Annotated in this window: 21 protein-coding genes, 1 pseudogene and 1 riboswitch; of the genes and pseudogenes, 14 read left to right on the forward strand and 8 right to left on the reverse strand. The window is 59.7% G+C overall.

All coding sequences use genetic code 11. From position 1 onward, the window contains the following. Together KUL77_RS06490 and KUL77_RS06495 are read left to right on the forward strand one after the other, a co-directional pair. The coding region (locus KUL77_RS06490) for a 50S ribosomal protein L19 (RefSeq protein WP_297144710.1) at window positions 1-220 on the forward strand (220 nt) is incomplete at its 5' end. 70 nt (window positions 221-290) lie between these two features. Next, a complete protein-coding gene (locus tag KUL77_RS06495) occupies window positions 291-689 on the forward strand; it encodes an RNA-binding S4 domain-containing protein (RefSeq protein ID WP_297144715.1) in 399 nt (132 codons plus the stop codon). Here KUL77_RS06495 and KUL77_RS06500 read toward each other — a convergent pair. Then, window positions 684-1142 carry an Lrp/AsnC family transcriptional regulator gene (locus tag KUL77_RS06500; protein WP_297144719.1) on the reverse strand — a complete coding sequence of 153 codons (459 nt, stop codon included), beginning with the start codon at window positions 1140-1142 and terminating at the stop codon, window positions 684-686. The two genes, KUL77_RS06495 and KUL77_RS06500, sit on opposite strands and share 6 nt — an antisense overlap. Before the next feature lie 95 nt (window positions 1143-1237). On the opposite strand from KUL77_RS06500, the gene KUL77_RS06505 reads away from it, so the two are divergent. Both KUL77_RS06505 and KUL77_RS06510 read left to right on the forward strand, forming a co-directional pair. Beyond that, window positions 1238-2401 (forward strand): aminotransferase class I/II-fold pyridoxal phosphate-dependent enzyme, encoded by a 1164-nt coding sequence (locus KUL77_RS06505; RefSeq protein WP_297144722.1) that lies wholly within the window; start codon window positions 1238-1240, stop codon window positions 2399-2401. Then, window positions 2401-2904, forward strand: a complete 504-nt coding sequence (locus KUL77_RS06510; protein ID WP_297144724.1) for an N-acetyltransferase — start codon at window positions 2401-2403, stop codon at window positions 2902-2904. Before KUL77_RS06505 ends, KUL77_RS06510 begins: the two co-directional genes overlap by 1 nt. Before the next feature lie 174 nt (window positions 2905-3078). Here KUL77_RS06510 and KUL77_RS06515 read toward each other — a convergent pair whose 3' ends face one another. From KUL77_RS06515 to KUL77_RS06530, 4 genes and pseudogenes are all read right to left on the reverse strand, one after another. Continuing rightward, the gene (locus tag KUL77_RS06515; RefSeq protein ID WP_297144726.1) at window positions 3079-3525 is read right to left on the reverse strand and encodes a DUF2442 domain-containing protein; all 447 of its coding nucleotides are present in this window, start codon (window positions 3523-3525) and stop codon (window positions 3079-3081) included. 103 nt (window positions 3526-3628) lie between these two features. Continuing rightward, on the reverse strand, window positions 3629-3751 hold the full coding sequence (locus tag KUL77_RS06520) for a hypothetical protein (protein ID WP_297144728.1): 123 nt from the start codon (window positions 3749-3751) through the stop codon (window positions 3629-3631). Between the two features lie 143 nt (window positions 3752-3894). Continuing rightward, window positions 3895-3996: pseudogene (locus tag KUL77_RS06525) on the reverse strand (calcium-binding protein); the annotation flags it as partial. Next, the gene (locus tag KUL77_RS06530; RefSeq protein WP_297144731.1) at window positions 3984-4115 is read right to left on the reverse strand and encodes a hypothetical protein; all 132 of its coding nucleotides are present in this window, start codon (window positions 4113-4115) and stop codon (window positions 3984-3986) included. The gene KUL77_RS06530 and the pseudogene KUL77_RS06525, both read right to left, overlap by 13 nt. Here KUL77_RS06530 and KUL77_RS06535 point away from each other — a divergent pair. From KUL77_RS06535 to KUL77_RS06550, 4 genes are all read left to right on the forward strand, one after another. After that, entirely contained in the window at window positions 4114-4878 is a 765-nt protein-coding gene (locus tag KUL77_RS06535; protein WP_297144734.1) for a helical backbone metal receptor, read from the forward strand. The genes KUL77_RS06530 and KUL77_RS06535 overlap by 2 nt on opposite strands. A 46-nt stretch (window positions 4879-4924) precedes the next feature. After that, a riboswitch (cobalamin riboswitch) is annotated at window positions 4925-5137 on the forward strand. A 104-nt stretch (window positions 5138-5241) separates the two neighbouring features. Next, window positions 5242-7122, forward strand: a complete 1881-nt coding sequence (btuB, locus tag KUL77_RS06540) for a TonB-dependent vitamin B12 receptor (protein ID WP_297144737.1) — start codon at window positions 5242-5244, stop codon at window positions 7120-7122. Window positions 7123-7150: 28 nt separating this feature from the next. Then, the gene (locus tag KUL77_RS06545; RefSeq protein WP_297144740.1) at window positions 7151-7720 is read left to right on the forward strand and encodes a hypothetical protein; all 570 of its coding nucleotides are present in this window, start codon (window positions 7151-7153) and stop codon (window positions 7718-7720) included. Between the two features lie 326 nt (window positions 7721-8046). Continuing rightward, entirely contained in the window at window positions 8047-8430 is a 384-nt protein-coding gene (locus KUL77_RS06550) for a hypothetical protein (RefSeq protein WP_297144743.1), read from the forward strand. Between the two features lie 131 nt (window positions 8431-8561). Here the strand turns inward: KUL77_RS06550 and KUL77_RS06555 are convergent, their stop codons facing one another. Further along, entirely contained in the window at window positions 8562-10022 is a 1461-nt protein-coding gene (locus tag KUL77_RS06555) for a catalase (protein WP_297144745.1), read from the reverse strand. Window positions 10023-10183: 161 nt separating this feature from the next. Between KUL77_RS06555 and KUL77_RS06560 the strand changes: the two genes are divergently transcribed. After that, window positions 10184-10441 carry a type II toxin-antitoxin system prevent-host-death family antitoxin gene (locus KUL77_RS06560; protein WP_297144747.1) on the forward strand — a complete coding sequence of 86 codons (258 nt, stop codon included), beginning with the start codon at window positions 10184-10186 and terminating at the stop codon, window positions 10439-10441. Between the two features lie 44 nt (window positions 10442-10485). Here KUL77_RS06560 and KUL77_RS06565 read toward each other — a convergent pair whose 3' ends face one another. Together KUL77_RS06565 and mutS are read right to left on the reverse strand one after the other, a co-directional pair. Further along, window positions 10486-11175 (reverse strand): MOSC domain-containing protein, encoded by a 690-nt coding sequence (locus KUL77_RS06565; RefSeq protein ID WP_297144751.1) that lies wholly within the window; start codon window positions 11173-11175, stop codon window positions 10486-10488. Beyond that, the gene (gene mutS, locus KUL77_RS06570; protein ID WP_297144871.1) at window positions 11172-13709 is read right to left on the reverse strand and encodes a DNA mismatch repair protein MutS; all 2538 of its coding nucleotides are present in this window, start codon (window positions 13707-13709) and stop codon (window positions 11172-11174) included. The genes KUL77_RS06565 and mutS overlap by 4 nt, the downstream gene beginning before the upstream one ends. Window positions 13710-13932: 223 nt before the next feature. On the opposite strand from mutS, the gene KUL77_RS06575 reads away from it, so the two are divergent. The 5 genes from KUL77_RS06575 (at window position 13933) to KUL77_RS06595 (ending at window position 19491) form a co-directional block, all read left to right on the forward strand. Then, complete coding sequence (locus tag KUL77_RS06575; RefSeq protein ID WP_297144754.1) at window positions 13933-16515, forward strand: TonB-dependent receptor; 2583 nt, start codon at window positions 13933-13935, stop codon at window positions 16513-16515. Window positions 16516-16607: 92 nt separating this feature from the next. Then, window positions 16608-17105 (forward strand): CinA family protein, encoded by a 498-nt coding sequence (locus tag KUL77_RS06580; RefSeq protein WP_297144758.1) that lies wholly within the window; start codon window positions 16608-16610, stop codon window positions 17103-17105. A gap of 49 nt (window positions 17106-17154) precedes the next feature. Then, window positions 17155-17793, forward strand: a complete 639-nt coding sequence (gene lexA / locus KUL77_RS06585) for a transcriptional repressor LexA (protein ID WP_297144760.1) — start codon at window positions 17155-17157, stop codon at window positions 17791-17793. Window positions 17794-17965: 172 nt separating this feature from the next. Continuing rightward, window positions 17966-18997 carry a recombinase RecA gene (gene recA, locus KUL77_RS06590; RefSeq protein ID WP_297144764.1) on the forward strand — a complete coding sequence of 344 codons (1032 nt, stop codon included), beginning with the start codon at window positions 17966-17968 and terminating at the stop codon, window positions 18995-18997. Continuing rightward, the gene (locus tag KUL77_RS06595) at window positions 18997-19491 is read left to right on the forward strand and encodes a regulatory protein RecX (protein WP_297144874.1); all 495 of its coding nucleotides are present in this window, start codon (window positions 18997-18999) and stop codon (window positions 19489-19491) included. Before recA ends, KUL77_RS06595 begins: the two co-directional genes overlap by 1 nt. Window positions 19492-19523: the final 32 nt, after the last annotated feature.

Genomic DNA, 19523 nt, shown 5'->3' on the forward strand with positions numbered 1-19523 from the left:
CGTGCGCAAGATTTCTTACGGCTTCGGCGTGGAGCGCGTGTTCCAGACCCACAGCGCCACCATCGACTCGGTGGAAGTGAAGCGCCGTGGCGCCGTGCGCGCCAGCAAGCTGTACTACCTGCGTGGCTTGGAAGGCAAGAAGGCACGCATCAAGGAAGACTTGGCCGGCAACGCCAAGGCGCGTGCCAAGGCCGCTGCCGAAGCCGCTGCTGCCGAGTAAGCCGAGCTTTCGCAAAAAAATACGCAGCGGCCACCTCCGGGTGGCCGTTTGCGTTTTGAGCTGACTAAAGATGACCGAAGCGAGCGCGAGTGTGCGCCTTGATCTGTGGCTATGGGCTGCGCGGTTTTTCAAAACGCGCGCGCTGGCCAAACACGCCATCGAGACCGGCAAAGTGGACGTTGCGGGGCAACGCGCTAAACCATCGCGCGCGGTACGGGTGGGGGACGCGCTGCGCGTAACGCGCCTAGATGAAGTGTTCGAGATTGAAGTGCGCGTGCTGTCTAACGTGCGTGGCCCAGCCAGCGTGGCGCAGACCTTGTATCAAGAATCCGAAACATCGAAGCAGGCGCGTGAACAGGCGCGCGCACAACGCGCCGCCGAGCGCTCAGGCTACCACCCACCCGACACCAAACCCGATAAACGCGCACGCAGGCTAATTCGTGCACTGGGTGATTTGGACGCGTTATAGCAGTGGCGGTAATTCCACATTGCGCTGAAATTCAAAAATCAGCCGCGTTTCGATATGCGCCACTTCGGCACGTTCGGTCAACGCACTGAGCGTGAAATTGCGTAGGTGGTCGCTATCGCGTACGCCGATATGCGCCAAAAAATCATCGGCCCCGGCGACGTGATAGCAGGCCAGCACCTCTGGCAGGCTGAGTAAATGCTGATGAAACCCATCCACCAACGCGCGTGAGTGTTTGGCAAGGCGAACCGACACCATCGCCTGAAGGCCAATGCCCATCGCCTCTGGCGCAATTTCGGCGTGATAGCCCAAGAGCACTTTGTCTTCGCGCATTTTGCGCACCCGTTCTAGCGCGGTGGATGGCGCAATGCCCACTTTTTCGGCCAAATCCTTATTCGGAAGACGAGCATTCTTCCGTAATAAACGCAGAAGCGCGTAGTCAATTCGATCGAGCATGTTAGAAGTAGGTCATATCAAAATATCCTTCGCTACTGTAGCGCGTAGGCGAACAGGGTTCTAGGATGGGGCTATCTGTCACATAGGAGTTCGCCATGTCACGCTTTCAGACCAAGGCCGTCCACGCCGGTCGTGAGGATTTTTCTAAGCTATGCGTGCATGCGCCGCCGTTGGATCTATCCACCACCTATCCCATTGCCGACCTCGATGTGGGAACGGCCAGTTTTGATGCGTTGATCAAGGGCGAAGCGCACGCGCATAACCCAATTTATGCGCGCCTGTACAACCCCACGGTAGCGCGAGTTGAGGATGCAATTGCTGCGCTTGAAGGTACCGAAGCCTGCGTGGCTTACGGTTCGGGTATGGCCGCACTTACCGCAGTGCTGTTGGAGCGCGCCCAGCACGGCAAGCATGTGCTGGTGGTGCGGCCTTTGTATGGCACCTCCGATCATCTTCTGCATAGTGGCATCTGTGGGCTGGAAGCTGAGTTCGTTACCGACGCGGCGGAGATTTCCGCGCGGCTGCGCGCCGATACCGCGTTGGTGATCATTGAAACACCGTCCAACCCCACGCTGAATTTGATCGATATTCGCGCGGTGGTGCAGGCGGCGGGCAAGGTGCCGGTGCTGGTAGATTCCACCTTCGCTTCGCCGGTGCTGCAGCGCCCTGCAGAATTTGGCGCCACATATGTGTGGCATAGCGCCACCAAGTTCCTCGGCGGGCACGGGGATGTGATTGCCGGGGTGGTGTGCTGCGACGAGGCGCACGCAGGCCCGCTGCGCACCATGCGCGCCGCCACCGGCGCGTTGCTGCATCCACTGGCCGCGTATCTGCTGCACCGTGGCCTGCCCACGTTGAAACTGCGTGTGGAAGCAGCGCAAGCCAATGCGCAGGTGCTGGCGCAGCGCCTTGTAGAGCACCCCGCTGTGGCCAAGGTCTATTACCCCGGTCTCCCGGGTGCGGTGAATGGGCACTTGGTCGGCACGCAAATGGCGGGGCCGGGCGCGTTGATGGCATTCGAGGTGAAAGGCGGGCATGCCGCAGCAGCCAGTGTCATGGCCAAGGTGAAAGTGCTTACTGCAGCAGTGAGTTTGGGTTCAACCGATTCATTGATCCAGCACCCGGCTGGGCTGACCCACCGCATGGTGGACCCGGCCGTAAAAGCTGCAACCGGCATCACCGATGGCCTGCTGCGCCTATCGGTGGGGATCGAAGATGTAGAAGACCTTTGGGAAGATTTGGCGCAGGCCCTTGGCTAATGCAGATTCGTAACGAAATTCCCGCCGATGCAGGGGCCATTGAAGCCGTGACGATTGCGGCGTTTGAACATGCCCCGCATACCGACCACACCGAGCACTTCATCGTGCGTGCGCTGCGGCGTGCGCATGCGCTCAGCGTATCGTTGGTGGCCGAAGACGATGGCGAGATCGTAGGGCATGTGGCCATCTCGCCGGTGAGTATTTCGGGTGGTGCGGCGCACTGGTATGGGCTTGGCCCCATTTCCGTGCTGCCGCAGCGGCAAGGGCAGGGCGTGGGTACGCAGCTGATGCAGCAGGCGCTTGCGGCGTTGCGCGCATTAGGCGCAGAGGGCTGCGTGGTGCTGGGCGACCCGCAGTATTACGCCCGCTTTGGGTTCACCCAGCAGCCAGCGCTCACCCTGCCCGGCGTACCGCAAGAGTATTTTCAAGCACTGGCCTTTGGCGTCACGCTCCCCGAAGGCAGCGTGACCTACCACTCGGCGTTTTCAGCGACCGCCGAATAGTGAGCTGCCAATTTTGAGGGCATCGCTAAGGCCTGCTGCGCCTATCGGTGGGGAGCGTTTCCGAGGTGACATTCATCGATGATGACTAGATCGAGTATTCCCCACGCCCGTGGGAATGTTTGTTTGTATGCGCTATCTCTGGCGTGGCAGCAGCTATTTTTGACGTGGCGGGAGTTAAGCTGCCAGCGCTTGCTGTGCTTCCCAGCCCACACAAGCCAACCACACCGTTAACGGAATAGGCTTTGCACCAGAGAGGTAGTAGTTCAGCATGCGGCGGCTGATGCCAATGGCCGTCGCGGCGCGCTCTTGCGTCAAACTGTTGCGCTGCATCCAATTCCAGATGCGTTCGTGGCCTATCCCTCCCGCTTGCTCAATTGCGAGGTTGCGCAGGTTATCGGCAGCCAGCTCCAGATCGTCTTCTATAAATACGACATAGCCGCCCCGCGCATCTACCTTGGCACGCTTGAATACGGCGGCATCGGCCAGCGACCGTAACGGCTTGCGGCGGCTCCACTCACTTAAATCCACGGTAGCCTGATAGCCGTCGGCAAAGGTTAGCGTCAGCCTTTGGCCAGTCAGCGGCTTGGCAGCGGTGATGGTGTGCTGCGGATCGTGGATCATGGGTTGCGCTCCTCAAAGAGCTTGTAACAGGTTGCACGGTTATCGGCTATCCACGCCAGCGCCTCTGCAATGTCTCGTGCAGTTAATGTGCGGCTGACTACTGTTAGCGTGTCAGCATCACCAACGCATCGCGGCGATCGGTTAGTACCACGTGCACGTGGGCCGGACGGTGATCCGGAACATTGACACGAATGCTTGCGGAGCCGATGCGGTGAATAGTTGGCATACGTGCAGTATTGTGCAGCTATTGCACAAATTCAAGTTGTGAAACTCTTAAGTCAGTGAGCTCTGAGCGTCTTCGTAAGATTCGCCAGTGCGCTACATCCGACGTAGCAACAGCTACTATTGACGGTTGATCTTAGTGGTCGCTCAGCGCTTCCCACCAAACAGCGAGTTGCCAATTTTGAGGGCATCACCAAGGCCAAGCTTGCCGTCACCGTCTTGATCTAAAAGTGAGCTTAGAAGGTCGCCACCTGCGCCGCCTCCGCGCCCTGTGGTTGCGCGGCACCCGCACGGCTGGAGTGGTGAGTATCGACGTTTAAGGGGGAGTCGGTTACCGTGTCGCCTTTCTGTTTTGAGGTGTCAGGCATGCGTGTGTTCTCCCATACCCCATCCAATACTGAAATTGTCTGTGCGTTGGGGTGCGCGGATTTATTGGTGGGCATTGATGCGGATTCGGATTATCCAAGCGCAGTCGTTGACACATTGCCCAAGGCTGGACGCGATTTAGATCTGGACGAAGGTATCGTGCGCGAGCTTGCCCCCGACCTTGTACTGACTTCAAACACGGTGCCGGGGCATGAGAAAGTGGTTGCGCGTTTGCAGCAAGCGGGGCTTGCGGTTTTGGTTTCCGATCCAACCTCGCTGGAGGAGGTCTATGCCAATATCCAGCGCATCGCGGAAGTGCTTGGTGTGCCTGAGCGTGGCGTGCAGCTGACTTCTGAAATGAGCGCTGCAATGCCAGCGGTACAACCGCAAGGGGTACGTCCAAAGGTCTTGGTGGAGTGGTGGCCGAAGCCGGTAATCGCGCCTGCGAAACGTTCTTGGACAACCGATATGATCACACTTGCCGGTGGCGTGAACCCGTGGGCCGACGTGGATGCCAAAAGTGTGCCGATGGAAAACAGCACCGCACTTGCGGAGATGCCGGACATCATTGTGATGAGCTGGTGTGGCGTCAAACAGGAAAAATACCGCGCCGATGTGGTGCGCGGGCGGCCCGGATGGGATGTTATCCCGGCGGTAGCCAACAACCGCATTCTTGCCGTTACTGAATCTTTGCTAGGACGCCCAGGGCCGCGGTTGGTTGAGGGGTATCGCATTTTGCGTGAGGCGATTGCTGCTGTGGTGTAAGCCACATGCTTGCCCAGTCAGTGAGCGTAATTGGTTTCGATCCGCTATCATGCGCACTGCCCAGGGTGATTTGTCGTGTAAGCGATGAATTGAAACGGGAATCCGGTGCGCGATTGATTGCAATTCCGGAGCTGCCCCCGCAACGGTAGGTGAGTCAGGGTTCGCATTTAGCCACTGTGCTTTGCACGGGAAGGCGCGGCCCGGGAGGCGTTTTCTTCACTCACAAGCCCGGAGACCGGCCTTAGGCGTAAACCGAACATGCGGCGGGCATGAGTGCGGTCGGCGCGCTCGCGCCGTCGTCTCATTTCGTCTCCTGTTTATATCGCCGTTATTCCGTGCGGGTAGGTGCGGGCAGGAGTATTTATGTTGTCTAAGTCTGTAATCAGTTGCGCGATCGCGGCTGCGTTGTCGCTTGTTTCGTTTGTTGCCTCGGCCGATGAGGCCGCAACTGATTTGCCGCACGTTGTGGTGACCGCCACGCGCACGGCGCAAACGCAGGATCAAACCTTGGCTTCGATGACGGTAATCACCCGCGAGGACATCGATCTGTTGCAACCGGCATCGTTGATGGACCTTTTGGTCGCGACGCCCGGTATGTCGATGAGCGATACCGGTGGTCCTGGGAAGTCGGCGGGACTCTATTTGCGCGGCACGTCGGCTAGCCAGTTGGCCGTGTTGGTGGATGGCGTGCGTATCGGTTTAGTGAGTGCAGGGGCGGTGGCATTTTCGTATATCCCACTCGACCAAGTGGAGCGCGTTGAGATCGTGCGTGGGCCGTTTTCAAGCTTGTACGGCTCTGATGCTATTGGCGGCGTCGTGCAAATTTTTATGCGTCACGCTGCGGGGAGTTTCGTTCCCAACGTGAGCGTAACAACGGGGAGTTGGGCAACGCGTAAAGCCTCGGCTGGGCTTTCAAGCTCGACCGACAATGGGTGGATTTCCGTTCAAGCAAGTCATCACCGTACCGATGGTATCAACGCTTGCCGTATGGGGGCCGCTTCGGCCTTTGCAGGTTGTTATGCCGACCAGCCAGACCGCGATGGTTTTCTGGATAACGCGCTGTCGCTAACCGCGGGATACCGCTTCAACGAAGCATGGTCTGTTGATGGTGTGGCGATGCGCAGTGAAGGTTGGAGTGATTACGACGGCTTAGATTACGCAACCGGCCTAGATTACAAAGGTGACGAGTTCATTACTCAATCCGTAGGCGGGCAGCTTCGCTTTGCGCTGAATCAGCGTGTTAAGTTCAGTTTGCGCGGAGGCTCTAGCATGGACTCCAGCACCTATATGCTGAAGGGCGCGCTGGGTAAGGTGGAGAGCGGGCATATCAATAGCAGGCGCAATTTAGGCTCACTGCAGACGGATATCGATACGGGCAATGGACTAGTGACGCTGGGTTACGATTGGGAGCAGCAAAAGCTCGACAGTAACGTGGCGTATAGCTTCACTGGGCGTACTATTCGCGGTGCTTTTGCGCAGTGGCAGGCGGGTTTTGGCGCGCAGTCGCTGCAGGCCAATTTACGCCGTGATGACAATAGTCAATACGGACACAAAACCACGGGCAGTCTACTTTGGGGTTTGGATCTTTCGGAGGCGCTGCGCCTTACCGCGAATTACGGTACTGCATTCCGCGCGCCAACGTTCAACGATCTCTACTATCCGGGCTATGCCAATCCGAATTTGATGCCGGAAACTTCACGCAATGTGCAGTTTGGCCTGCGTGGCACGAAGGCATTTGGCTATTGGTCCGTTGAGGCGTATCGCAACGATATTCGCGACATGATTACGTTCGATGCGGCGACCTATAAGCCTGCCAATATCGGACGCGCCCACATTCAAGGGATTGAAGCCGTGTTGGGTGCCAAGCTCGGTGGGTTTGACGTGCGCGCTACCGCAACCGTGATGCGGTCACGCAACGATTCTTCCAGTGGTGTGAACGATAACAAGCTGCTGCCACGGCGGCCTGAGCGGAGTGCGCGATTGGATGTTGATCGGACACTGGGTGCCTTCACGTTGGGCGGCGGCTGGAGCGTGGCCTCGCGCCGTTTTGACGATATCGGTAACCAGCATTCGCTGGGGGGGTACGGGTTACTGGATCTACGTGCCGGTTGGAAGCTCAATACGGATTGGCAGCTACAACTTTCCGTTGACAATGTGCTCGACAAAAATTACGAAACAGCTTGGTACTTCAATCAACCCCGTCGCAATTTCATGCTGACGCTGAACTGGCGTCCTTCCAAGTGATGTTCAACATGCCTAAAGGAGTGCTTGTATGACAAATCTCACCCGTAAAAATGCTTGGCTGGTGGCCGTTCTTTTGGCCGTGCTCTTAGTGTCAACGCGGTGCTACTTACTTGGTCTTTCGGTGGTCTGTGCGAACGCTTCGATGGCTGTGTTTTTCTTGGGTGGGCTGTACCTGCGTAAGCACGTAGCATTTTTTGGTTTCTTCCTGCTGGCAGTGATGACCGACTTAGGCACGATGTTGTGGGCGGGCCTCACCCCTAACGCGCTCGGTATTAGCTGGGCAAGTTTGTCTGAGCCTGTTGCTTATGCGGGCCTCTGGTTTGGTGGCGCGTGGTGCGCAGTACATAGGAAGCCCAAGCTGGTTTCATTTGTGGTTGGCTCGATGCTCACCCTTGCTGCATTCTGGTTAACTAACGTCACGTTCTATTGGCTGAGCGGTTATGTGCCTGCGCCGACGTTTGCAGGTTGGGTGGCGAACTTCAGTCAGTGGGTATCGCTCTATGTAGGCACAACGATGGCTTATATCGCTGGTGCGCTGTTGCTGCAGGAAGGCGTTGAGCGCTTTTACTCGCCGCGGCTTGTTCATGCTGCAAACTGAGTTTGCAAGATACGCGGGCGTGGGCCGGGTCGGCCAAGTTTGCCCAACAATGGTGGGAGCGCGGCACTCGCGATGTCGCGTTTTTTGAGATGTAAGCCAGAGCGGATTGAAGTTCTTCGACGTAGCCGCCACCATGTGCGGCGTTGAGCTTTAGCCTTGGCCTTAATGCCTTTGGGGGGAGTACGTGAAAGAAAGTCTGGTTATTCCGGAGTCACTTGAACGGGCCATCATCGACTTTCGACTTTCGATACATCGGAAGAACGAGAAAGGGATATTCCTAACCAAGCCACTGGAGCTCAGCGAGCAAGAACGGAAGTTCTGGGCTATTGCCGACCACGACGAACTTGTCCAGCGGAATATCGGCTGAGCAATTTGAGCACCTTCCGCCAGACTATAAGCCGCTGTTCCTCATCCTAGGTTTTGAGGATGACTGCCAGTTCAATGGCTGGGGTGCGGTAGAAAATGCTGGTCCAGAAAAAATGGATGCGATTATTGCCTGTTATTCCGCATTCGGACTCAAGGATGAGGCTGCTGCCCTTGCTGCGGGATTAGTTGCCTATAAAGAATCTGGTGATGCGCAGGAGGCGATTGGAGGGGCGTATGGAGCCGTGCCTAATGCAACACCAGAAATGGAGGACAGGATGGCGGTAATTATTGACGTGATCAAATCGGAGCCTGAACTATTTGCCCAGTCCAGCACAGGGGGCTAATCGTTCTCTGCAGGCAGGGCCTCCAGTACCTCGATGCTCAAGTGCACCTCATAATTGCTGTGCAAACAGGCACCTAGCATTTTGCTTTGGTGCCTGCTGCTTTTATGTTTTTAAGTGAGTCAGCTGGGCGCTTAACCCGCCAGCTTCGCCAACGCGGCCGCCACGCCTGCGCCGTAGGCTGGGTCGGCCTTAGTGCAGTTGTCGATGTGGCGCTGCTTGATGAAGTCCGGCGCATCGCCCATGGCGCGGGCGGTGTTGTCGAATAGCGCCTGCTGCTGGGCTGGGGTCATCAGCCGGAACAGGTCGCCGGGTTGCTTGTAGTAGTCGGCATCGTCCTGGCGGAAGTCCCAGTGATCGGCCGCGCCGTTGATCTTCAGCGGCGGCTCGCGGTACTGCGGCTGCTGCTGCCACTGCTGGAAGCTGTTGGGCTCGTAGTGCAGGGCGGCGCCGTAGTTGCCATCGCTGCGGCCGATGCCGTCGCGGTGGTTGCTGGACACCGGGCAGCGCGCCTTGTTCACCGGGATCTGCTGGTAGTTGGTGCCCAGCCGGTAGCGCTGTGCATCGGCGTAGTTGAACAACCGCGCCTGCAGCATGCGGTCGGGCGAGACGCCAATCCCCGGCACTAGGTTGGAGGGCGCGAACGCGCTTTGCTCGACATCGGCGAAGAAGTTTTCGGCGTTTTTGTTGAGCTCGAACACGCCGACCTCGATCAGCGGGTAGTCGGCATGCGGCCAGACCTTGGTCAGGTCGAACGGGTGGTAGCTGACCTTTTCCGCATCGGCCTCGGGCATTACCTGCACGTACATCGTCCACTTGGGGAAATCGCCGCGTTCGATCGCCTCGAACAGGTCGCGCTGGTGGCTTTCGCGATCACGGCCGATGGTGGCCTCGGCCTCGGCATCGCTGAGGTTCTTGATGCCTTGCTGGGTCTTGAAGTGGAACTTGACCCAGAAGCGCTCGCCGGCTGCGTTCCAGAAGCTGTAGGTGTGCGAGCCGAAGCCGTGCATATGGCGGTAGCTGGCGGGGATGCCGCGGTCGCTCATCACCACCGTCACCTGATGCAGCGCCTCGGGCAGCAGCGTCCAGTAGTCCCAGTTGTAGGTGGCGCTGCGCAGGTTGGTGTGCGGGCAGCGCTTCACCGCCTTGTTGAGGTCGGGGAACTTGAGCGGATCGCGGATGAAGAACACCGGCGTGTTGTTGCCCACCATGTCCCAGTTGCCTTCCTCGGTGTAGAACTTCAGTGCGAAGCCGCGGATGTCGCGCTCGGCATCGGCCGCACCGCGCTCGCCGGCGACGGTGGTGAAGCGGGCGAACATCTCGGTCTTCTTGCCGACCGCGCTGAAGATCTTGGCGCGCGTGTAGCGGGTGATGTCATGGGTGACGGTGAATGTGCCGAACGCGCCGGAGCCCTTGGCGTGCATGCGTCGCTCCGGGATCACTTCGCGCACGAAGTTGGCCAGTTTCTCGTTCAGCCACACGTCCTGCGCCAGCAGCGGGCCGCGCGGGCCGGCGGTCAGGCTGTTCTGGTTGTCCGGCACGGGCGCGCCGAAGTCGGTGGTGAGGTAGGTCGGGCTATCGGTGGGCTTGCGCATGATCACTCCATTTCGTGGGTAGTGCTGAGTTACTAACGACGATAGGTGTTTTCTGCGGACAAGGGAAATCGAAAGGTGTGATTTTGTTGATATGTGCAGCCTATTGAAAAAGGGGGCTGGTCTCATTAGTTTGTAGAGGGGGTGTGCACTACTCTTCACAGATGAAACCGGTCAGTCATCTCAAAGCCAATGCAGCCGAAGTTCTGACGCGCATTGCAGAGCAGCGTAAACCGCTGGTGATCACCAAAAACGATGAAGCGAAGGCGACCTTGCAGAATGTTGCTTCGTTCGAAGAAGTGCAGGAAACGGTGGCTTTGCTAAAGATTCTTGCGCTAGGTGATCAGGATGTGGCCGCTGGCAGGGTTAAACCTGTGGCCGATGTCGTTGCTCGCCTTCGCGTTAAGCACACTTCAGGCTGATTTAATGCTTTCAGGCGATAAATTGCCGGTGGTGTAGCGTTAGGCTACTTTTCCGGCCCCTCAATCCGCTTCGTCCAATCTTCTACCTGCCCTTGCTCTAGCCTGCGCAATGCGAGTTTGTGGTGCGAGGGCACCAGCGGCAGTTCGAGCATGGGGCGAAGTTGGTCGGGGTCTAGGGTGGGGGTGTAGAGAATGTGGTTGATGCGCTGCAGTGGCCATGCGGGGTGCGGGCGTTCGACTAACGTAAGTACGTCCGATACGTGAACAAGGCCGGGGCGCAGCACGCGGTAGTACCAGCCGGTGCGGCCGCTGTCTTGCACGCGCTTGGCCATGTTCGGCACGTTGAAGCGGTCGTTGAGTTTCCAGCAGGGTTGGCGGCTTTGGCTCACTTCCAGCAGCGCACCGCCCAATTGAAACCGGTCGCCCAAACAAATGTTGCTTTCCGATAGCCCGGCGGTGCTCAAGTTTTCACCAAACGCACCGGGCTGTTGCAGCACCGGAAGTGGGCCAAGTTCGTTTAGCCAGTTGGCGTAGTGCGCGTAGTCGTAGTGGTGCACGGCTTTGTCGGGGCCGCCGTGTACGCGCAGGTCACCTTGGGCGTCGCCTTCTAGGCCCAGTGGGCTGATCCACACTTTGTCGAGTCGCGGTTGCTTGGCAATGCCGCTGCGGCTGCCGGGACGCGTGTAGGGCTGCACGCTGCCGGTGAGCAGGGCGTGGAGTGGGAAGCTGTTCATGCCAGCGCCTTCAGCCGGTACAGCGCTTCCAGTGCCTGTTTCGGGGTGAGGTCATCGGGATCAATCCCGGCCAGCGCGTCGAGTGCGGCAGAGCTGGATGCGAACAAACCGAACTGCTGCGGGGTATCCAGTGCCGGCGCGCTCAGTGGCGCGACGGGCGTATCGCGACTATGCGCTTCCAGCTCTGCAAGCCGTGCGCGTGCTTGTTGCAGCGCGGCCTTGGGCAGGCCGGCCAGCGCCGCCACCTGCAGGCCGAAGCTGCGGTTGGCAGGGCCGGGCCGCACCGCGTGCATGAAGACGAGCGCGTCGCCGTGTTCGACCGCATCCAGATGCAGATTGGCAATGCCGCTGCCGGGTTCGGCCAGTTGGGTCAGTTCGAAATAGTGCGTGGCAAACAGGGTGTAGCTGCGATTGCTGGCGGCGAGCTGGCGCGCCACCGCATCGGCCAGAGCAAGGCCGTCGTAGGTGGACGTGCCGCGGCCGATTTCATCCATCAGCACCAGCGAGTGTTCGCTGGCGTGGTGCAGGATGTAGGCGGTTTCGCTCATCTCGACCATGAAGGTGGACTGCCCGCGGGCAAGATCATCGCCGGCACCGATGCGGGTGAGGATGCGGTCGATCGGGCCGATCTGCGCGCGCGCGGCGGGCACGAAGCTGCCGATGCAGGCCAAGAGCACGATCAACGCGTTCTGGCGCATGAAGGTGGACTTGCCGCCCATGTTGGGGCCGGTGATGACGTACATGCGCGTGGCGTCGTCGAAGACGAGGTCGTTCGGCTCGAACGGGGCGTCGCGCAGCGCCTCCACCACCGGGTGGCGGCCGCGTTCAATCTTGATGCCGGGCTCCTCGCGCAGCTGCGGCTGGCTCCAGTCCAGGGTTTGTGCGCGCTCGGCAAAGCAGGCGAAGACGTCCAGCTCACACAGCGCCAGCGCGCAGCGGCGCAGCGGTTCCAGCACCGCGTTGAGCTGGTCGATCAGGTCTTCGTACAGCAGTTTTTCACGCGCAAGCGAACGTTCGCGCGCCGACAAGACCTTGTCTTCAAACGCCTTCAACTCTTCGGTGATGTAGCGCTCGGCGCTGGTCAGGGTCTGGCGGCGGGTGTAGTGCACCGGCGCCTTGTCGGCCTGGCCCTTGCTGATCTCGATGAAATAGCCGTGCACGCGGTTGTAACCGACCTTCAGCGTGGCGATGCCGGTGGCGGCGCGTTCGCGGGCTTCTAGGTCGATCAGGAACTGGTCGGCATTGGTCGAAAGCTGGCGCAGCTCGTCGAGTTCGGCATCGAAGCCTTGCGCGATCACGCCGCCGTCGCGGGCCAGCAGCGGCGGCTGTTCGACGATGGCGGCGCGCAGCAGGGCGGCGCTGTCGGCGTGTTCGCCCAGCTCGGCGTGCAGCGCGGTAAGGCGTGGCGAATCCAGTGGTGCCAGCACCGCGCGCATCGCGGGCAGCAGGGCCAAGCCATCGCGCAGGGTGGACAGATCGCGCGGGCGCGCGCTGCGCAGGGCCACGCGGGAGAGGATGCGCTCCAGATCGCCCAGCCCGCGGAACGCCTCGCGCAGGGCGTCATCGGCGCGGGCCTCGATCAAACTTTGCACCGCGTGGTGGCGCTCACCGACGATGCGGCGATCGCGCAGCGGGCGATGCAGCCAGCGCCGCAGCAGGCGGCCGCCCATCGGCGTGACGGTGGAGTCCAGCACGCCCAACAAGGTGGCTTTGATATCGCCATCGACGCGGGAATCCAGCTCCAGGTGGCGGCGGGTGGCGGCATTCATCGCCACCGCTTCGTCGCTGGTTTCCAGCGCGATCGCGCGCAGATGCGGCAGGCGCTGCTTTTGGGTTTCTTCGATATAGCCCAATAGTGCTGCGGATGCGGCGGTGGCCAGCGGCTTGTCGTCGATGCCGAACGCGGTGAGGTCGTGCACGGCGAAGAACTGCAGCAGCTGGCGGCGGCCGGAATCAGGATCGAACAGCCACGGTGCGCGCCGACGCAGGCCGCGCGACTCCAGCGCGCAGGCCGGCCAGCCGTCTTCGTCGGCCAGCAGGGTTTCCGCCGGTTGCAGCCGCGCCAGCTCGGCTTCCAGCGCGTCCTCGCCACCCACTTCATTCGCGCGCAGCCGGCCGCTGGCCAGATCCGCCCAGGCCAGGCCATAGCCATGCTTGCCGCGGCTGATCGCCAGCAGCAGGGTGTCGCGGCGTTCGTCCAGCAGGGCTTCATCGGTGACGGTGCCGGGGGTGACGATGCGCACCACCTTGCGTTCCACCAGCCCCTTGCTGGCGGCCGGGTCGCCGATCTGCTCGCAAATCGCCACCGACTCGCCCAGCGCCACCAGCCGCGCCAGATAGCCTTCGGCGGCGTGGTAGGGCACGCCTGCCATCGGGATCGGTTGCCCGGCGGAATTGCCGCGCTGGGTCAGGGTGATGTCCAAAAGCCGCGCTGCCTTGCGCGCATCGTCGTAAAACAGCTCGTAGAAATCGCCCATGCGGAAGAACAGCAGCACGTCCGGATGCTCCGCCTTAGCGGCGAAGAATTGCTTCATCAGGGGGGTGTGTTCGGCGGTGTTGGTTTTGTTGTTCAATGGGCAAGCTCCGGCGTAGCCAAGAAGCCTGCGCGTCTTCTTGTAACACCGCTTTGTGGATACATGACGTTTGTGGCCGCACAGGCGCGGGGCCAATGGCCTATTCTAGCCTTGCACTGTTGCAGCAGTGGCCGACTTTTCATGGTTTCTGCGTTTACCCCGATGGGATTCTGGGGAGAACGCCATGCTTCGCAAGTCATTGCCGTGCACGACGCTGTCTGTTGCAATCGCTTTTGGCCTGTTTGCTGTACCTGCAGGGGCGCAGGAGGCAGGAAAGAAAGTCGCAAAAACGCTGGATGCGTTGGTGGTGACGGCGCAGAAGCGCGAGGAGGTGGCGCAGGATGTGCCCATTGCGGTCACTGCACTGTCGCAGCAAACGCTGCAAGACACCGGCGTGCGCGACATCAAAGACCTGCAAATTTTGGTGCCGGGGCTCACGGTCACCAGCACCCAGAGCGAAACCATTACCGTGGCGCGCCTGCGCGGCATTGGCACTGTGGGCGATAACATCGGGCTGGAATCGTCGGTGGGGATCGTGATCGATGGCGTGTACCGGCCGCGTAATTCGGTGGGTTTCGGTGATCTGGGCGAACTTGAGCGCATCGAGGTGCTGAAAGGGCCACAGGGAACGCTGTTCGGTAAAAATACCTCGGCGGGCGTGATCAACGTCGTGACCCGTAAACCCGATCACGAGTTTGCTGCAGATGGCGAAGTGACGTTTGGGAATTACAGCGCGCTGGGGCTGGCAGGCTCGCTCAATGCACCGCTGGGCGATTACGCGGCGCTGCGGGTGTATGCCGCGCATCGCAACCGTGATGGCTGGATGCAGGTAAAAACCGGCGCAGGCCCACGCACGCAAGACCGCGACTACGACCAAGACTTCAACACCTTCCGCGCTAAGCTGCTCATTGCACCGGCAGATTGGGCGGAGATCATCCTCTCTGCAGATGTCACCAAGCGCGATGAAAACTGCTGCACGGCGGTGCAATTGGTGAGCGGAGATACGTCCGTCTTAATCAATGCACTTGGGGGCGGAAATGCCATTGCGCGGCCCGCAGACCCATGGGCACGCGTGGCGTATAGCAACCGCAGCACCCAGCAGAAAATTTCCGATAAGGGCGTGCAGGCAGAGGTGAATCTTGACCTCGATGCGTTTGGTGGAAGCCGCTTGACGTCGATTACCGCAGGGCGCGATTGGGACGCCATCAACGGGCGTGACTTCGACTTCACAACGGCGGATTTGATCTACATGAATCCGCAGCAGGATGAGTCCTACGCGCGCTTCAAAACCTTCAGTCAAGAGCTGCACCTTTCCGGTAGCCGTGAACGTTTCGATTGGCTGTTTGGGCTGTTCTATAGCGATGAATCCATTGATCGCAATGAAAGCTACCGCATTGGCGCGGCTTATGAGCCGTATCTTTCCATTGGCCTTCTATCGATGATCAACCCAGCGCTGGCAGCGTTGCCCAATGCCGCGACGTTTATGGCCGATGCCACTGGGCGGCCGTTCGGTACGGCGTTTGCGGGCCTTGGCGCACTCGATCGTTATGCGCAATCGGCCAAGAGTACGGCACTGTTTACCAATAACACGTGGCATGCCACCGATGCCTTCGATCTCACGCTTGGCCTGCGCTACACTCGCGAAACCAAAGACCTGCACTCGGCGTATAGCAACCCCAATGGCAGCGCCGGGTGTCTGTCGTACTTCGGCCCCGGTGGTGTGAGCCCAGCGGCGATTGGCCGCATTGCTGCGGCGCTCACCGCGCGCGGGGTGCCGTTTGCGTCACTGCCCGCCGCCAATCAACAGGCACTGATCAGCAATATCGTGGGGTATAGCTGCTTGCCTTGGGCGAATGTGCAGCACAACGGACGGGTAACTGACCAGTCGCGCAGTGAAAACGAATGGTCAGGCACGCTCAAGGCGGCGTATCGCTGGAATGCGCACGCCATGACGTATCTCTCGTATGCACGCGGCTACAAGGCCGGTGGCTTCAATATGGACCGGGTGCAGTCGTCCAACGGTTTGTCTAGCGGCGGGTCGGGCATTACGCCAGTCAATGACACCAGCTTCCCCGGTGAGTTTGTTGATAGTTGGGAGTTGGGCGCAAAAACGACGTGGGCCGACGGTAATCTTCTACTCAACGCCACTTTATTCCACCAAACATATAGCGACTTCCAGCTCAATAGCTTCCTAGGCACGAGCTTTGTGGTGCGTTCTATTCCCGAAGTTGTTTCCAAAGGTTTGGATTCAGAGCTGCTGTGGCAACCAAAAGCCGCGCCGGGGCTGATGCTACAGGCGGGCTTGATGTATGCCGACACCAAATATGGCCGCGATATTCCCGGGGGTGATTTCGTGTTTCCGGGCGCGCTGTACAAGCTGCCGGGTGCACGCATGAGCTTCGCGCCGCGCCTGTCGGGTTCGGCGTCGGTGACTTATGAGTGGGATATTGGTTCGAATCTGGAAGCGCGTTTCAATATTGGCGCGAAATATATGTCGGAGTACAACACCGGCTCCGATCTCGACACCGAAAAGCTGCAAAAAGCCTATACCGTGGCGAATGCACGTATTGGTATTGGCAGGCGTGACCGGCGCTGGCAGGTTGAGCTATGGGGCACCAATATCTTCAACCAAAACTATGTGCAGGTAGGGTTCGATGGCCCACTACAGGCGCTTGGAACGCCTGACCCGGGCAACCCCAAAAACACCTACGACGCGTTTTTGGGGGCACCTGCAATGTATGGGGCAACGCTGCGCTTTCAATTCTAAACAGGTGAAACAAGCCGCCTCAGCGTGATGGGGCGGTTTCGTTTTCACGCTATATGCGCTACAACGCCCTCTGGTATTGAGCAGGCACGCGCATGAACGGCCCCACCGATCAAGAACTAGAAGCACTGGCAGAAGCCCTTGGGCAGCAGCTTTTGGCGGCGCGACAAATGCTGGTGACGGCGGAAAGCTGCACCGGTGGGTGGATCGCCAAATGCATGACCGATGTGCCGGGCTCGTCGGGCTGGTTCGACTGCGGCATGGCCGCCTATAGCTATGAAGCCAAACAGGCGCTATTGGGCGTGCGTCCGGAAACCTTGGAGCAATTCGGCGCGGTGAGCCGCGAAACCGTGGTGGAAATGGTGTCCGGCGCGCTGGTGCATTCCGGTGCCACAATTGCGGTGGCGGTGACGGGCATCGCGGGGCCGGGTGGCGGTAGTGACGACAAGCCGGTAGGGACGGTGTGGATCGGCTGGAAACGGCGTGGTGGCTATGCCCGCGCGGAAGTCTTCCATTTCGCAGGCGACCGCGACGCGGTACGGCGACAAACCGTGACCAAAGCATTGCAGGGGCTTGCGGCGCAACTTGGTTGAGTAAAAGTGTTGACGAGGATGTTTGTTAGTAGTAATACTACTACTAACCATGGACATCACCGACACCCAGCGCGCTATACACGCCTATTTGGCCGATCGCATTGAAGCAGACGGCTTTGCACCGTCACAGACGGAAATCGCTCGCGCCTTTGGGTTCAAGGGCGTGCGTGCCGCGCAGTACCACTTGGAGGCCTTAGAAGCCGCAGGGGTGATCGAGCGTAGCCCCGGTCGCGCGCGCAGCCTGCGCTTGCTGCGTGCACCGGAAGACCGCCCGCAGCAACTGGCGCTGGCCGCGAATGATGACGCCCTGCACCTACCAGTACTGGGGCAGGTGGCGGCCGGTGTGCCTATTGGCGCGGATATTGGTTCAGACCAAGTGCTGCTGATGGATCGCGCGCTGTTTTCGCCCAAGCCAGACTATCTGCTGAAGGTCAAGGGCGATTCCATGCGCGATGAAGGCATCTTTGACGGCGACTTGATCGGCGTGCACCGCACCGCCGAGGCACGCAGTGGGCAGATTGTAATTGCGCGGATCGACGATGAAATTACCGTCAAGCTGTTGCGTATTGGCCAAGGCAAAGTGCGCCTGCTGCCACGCAACCCCGATTACGCACCCATTGAAGTGCGGCCGGGGCAGGAGTTTGCCATCGAAGGCCTGTACTGCGGCTTGGTACGGCCCAATGCGTAGTGGGCTGAAGGCCGCATGCGGCATTTCCCGATGCCTTTGGCCACATCAATATGCAATTTTTTCACTGCAGCCATGCTGCGTCGCAGTCTGTGAGACGGCAGGTGGTTAACCTGCTTTCGTACTGAAACACCACATCTACTTTTCCCAATTTGCATTACCCAAGGAGCACACAATGGACGAGAACAAAAAGCGCGCGCTTGCTGCCGCCCTAGGCCAAATCGAACGCCAGTTCGGCAAGGGCTCGGTGATGCGCATGGGCGACCGCACGGTTGAAGCGGTAGAAACCGTGGGCACCGGCTCGTTGATGCTCGATATTGCCCTCGGCATTGGTGGCCTGCCGAAGGGGCGCGTGGTGGAAATCTACGGGCCGGAATCTTCAGGTAAAACCACACTTACCCTGCAGGCGATTGCCGAATGCCAAAAGCTGGGCGGTACTTGCGCCTTTATCGATGCCGAGCACGCGCTAGACCCTGTGTATGCGCAGAAGCTGGGCGTCAATCTAGATGACCTGTATCTGTCGCAGCCCGATACTGGCGAGCAGGCGCTGGAAATCGCCGACATGCTGGTGCGCTCCAACGCGGTGGATATGGTGGTGGTGGACTCGGTAGCCGCACTTACACCCAAGGCTGAAATTGAAGGCGAGATGGGCGACCAACTGCCCGGCCTGCAGGCCCGCCTGATGAGCCAAGCACTGCGTAAGCTGACCGGCAATATCAAGCGCAGCAATACGCTGGTGATCTTCATCAACCAGCTGCGCATGAAGATCGGCGTGATGATGCCGGGGCAAAGCCCGGAAGTGACCACCGGCGGCAATGCGCTGAAGTTCTACGCCTCGGTGCGCCTGGATATTCGGCGTATTGGCTCGATCAAAAAGGGCGATGAAATCATCGGCAATCAGACCCGCATCAAAGTGGTCAAAAACAAGCTGGCGCCTCCGTTCAAGCAGGTTGTCACGGAGATTTTGTACGGCGAAGGCATCTCGCGCGAAGGCGAGCTGATCGACATGGGCGTGGACGCCAAACTGGTAGAAAAAGCCGGTGCTTGGTACAGCTACGACGGCGAGAAAATTGGCCAGGGTAAAGAAAATGCGCGCCAATACTTCAAAGAAAACCCGGAAGCCGCAAAGCGCCTAGAAGCCGCGCTGCGCGAGAAGTTTGTGCCACAAGAAGCCTCGCGCGATGAAGGCGAGGGCAGCGACGAATGATGGCAACGGACGGCGATGGCGATGCAGACACCTCGTCAGTGGGGCGTCGTCGTCGCCGTCCGGAACCCACACCAACCCAGCGCGCACTATCTTTGCTGACTAGGCGCGAACACTCCCGCGTTGAATTAGAACGCAAGCTACTGCAACGTGGCGTAGAGGCCGGGCTTGCGATGGAGGCGATCAACCGGCTTACCGAGGCTGGTTGGCAAAACGATGCGCGGTTTGCCGCGTCCTTGGTGCGCAGTCGCGCGGAAAGCGGTTACGGGCCACTGTATGTCCGTGCTGAGCTGAAAACCCACGGTCTGCCTTCGGCGCAGATTGATGAAGCGCTGGAGGCCTATGAGGGCGACTGGCTGGAGAATATGCGGCACCTGCTTGAGCGCCGCTACCCGCAGGCCGCGGAGTCGCGCGAGGTGCAGCGCAAAGCCATCGATTTTCTGCTGCGGCGTGGGTTTGCGCTGGAGCTTATTTATCGCGTGCTCCGCGAAGAGTGAATGCGTGGCCGGGATGTGAAGCCGCGCGGCCC

This window comes from Thermomonas sp. (assembly GCF_019104945.1).
In the GTDB taxonomy this organism is placed as follows: domain Bacteria; phylum Pseudomonadota; class Gammaproteobacteria; order Xanthomonadales; family Xanthomonadaceae; genus Thermomonas.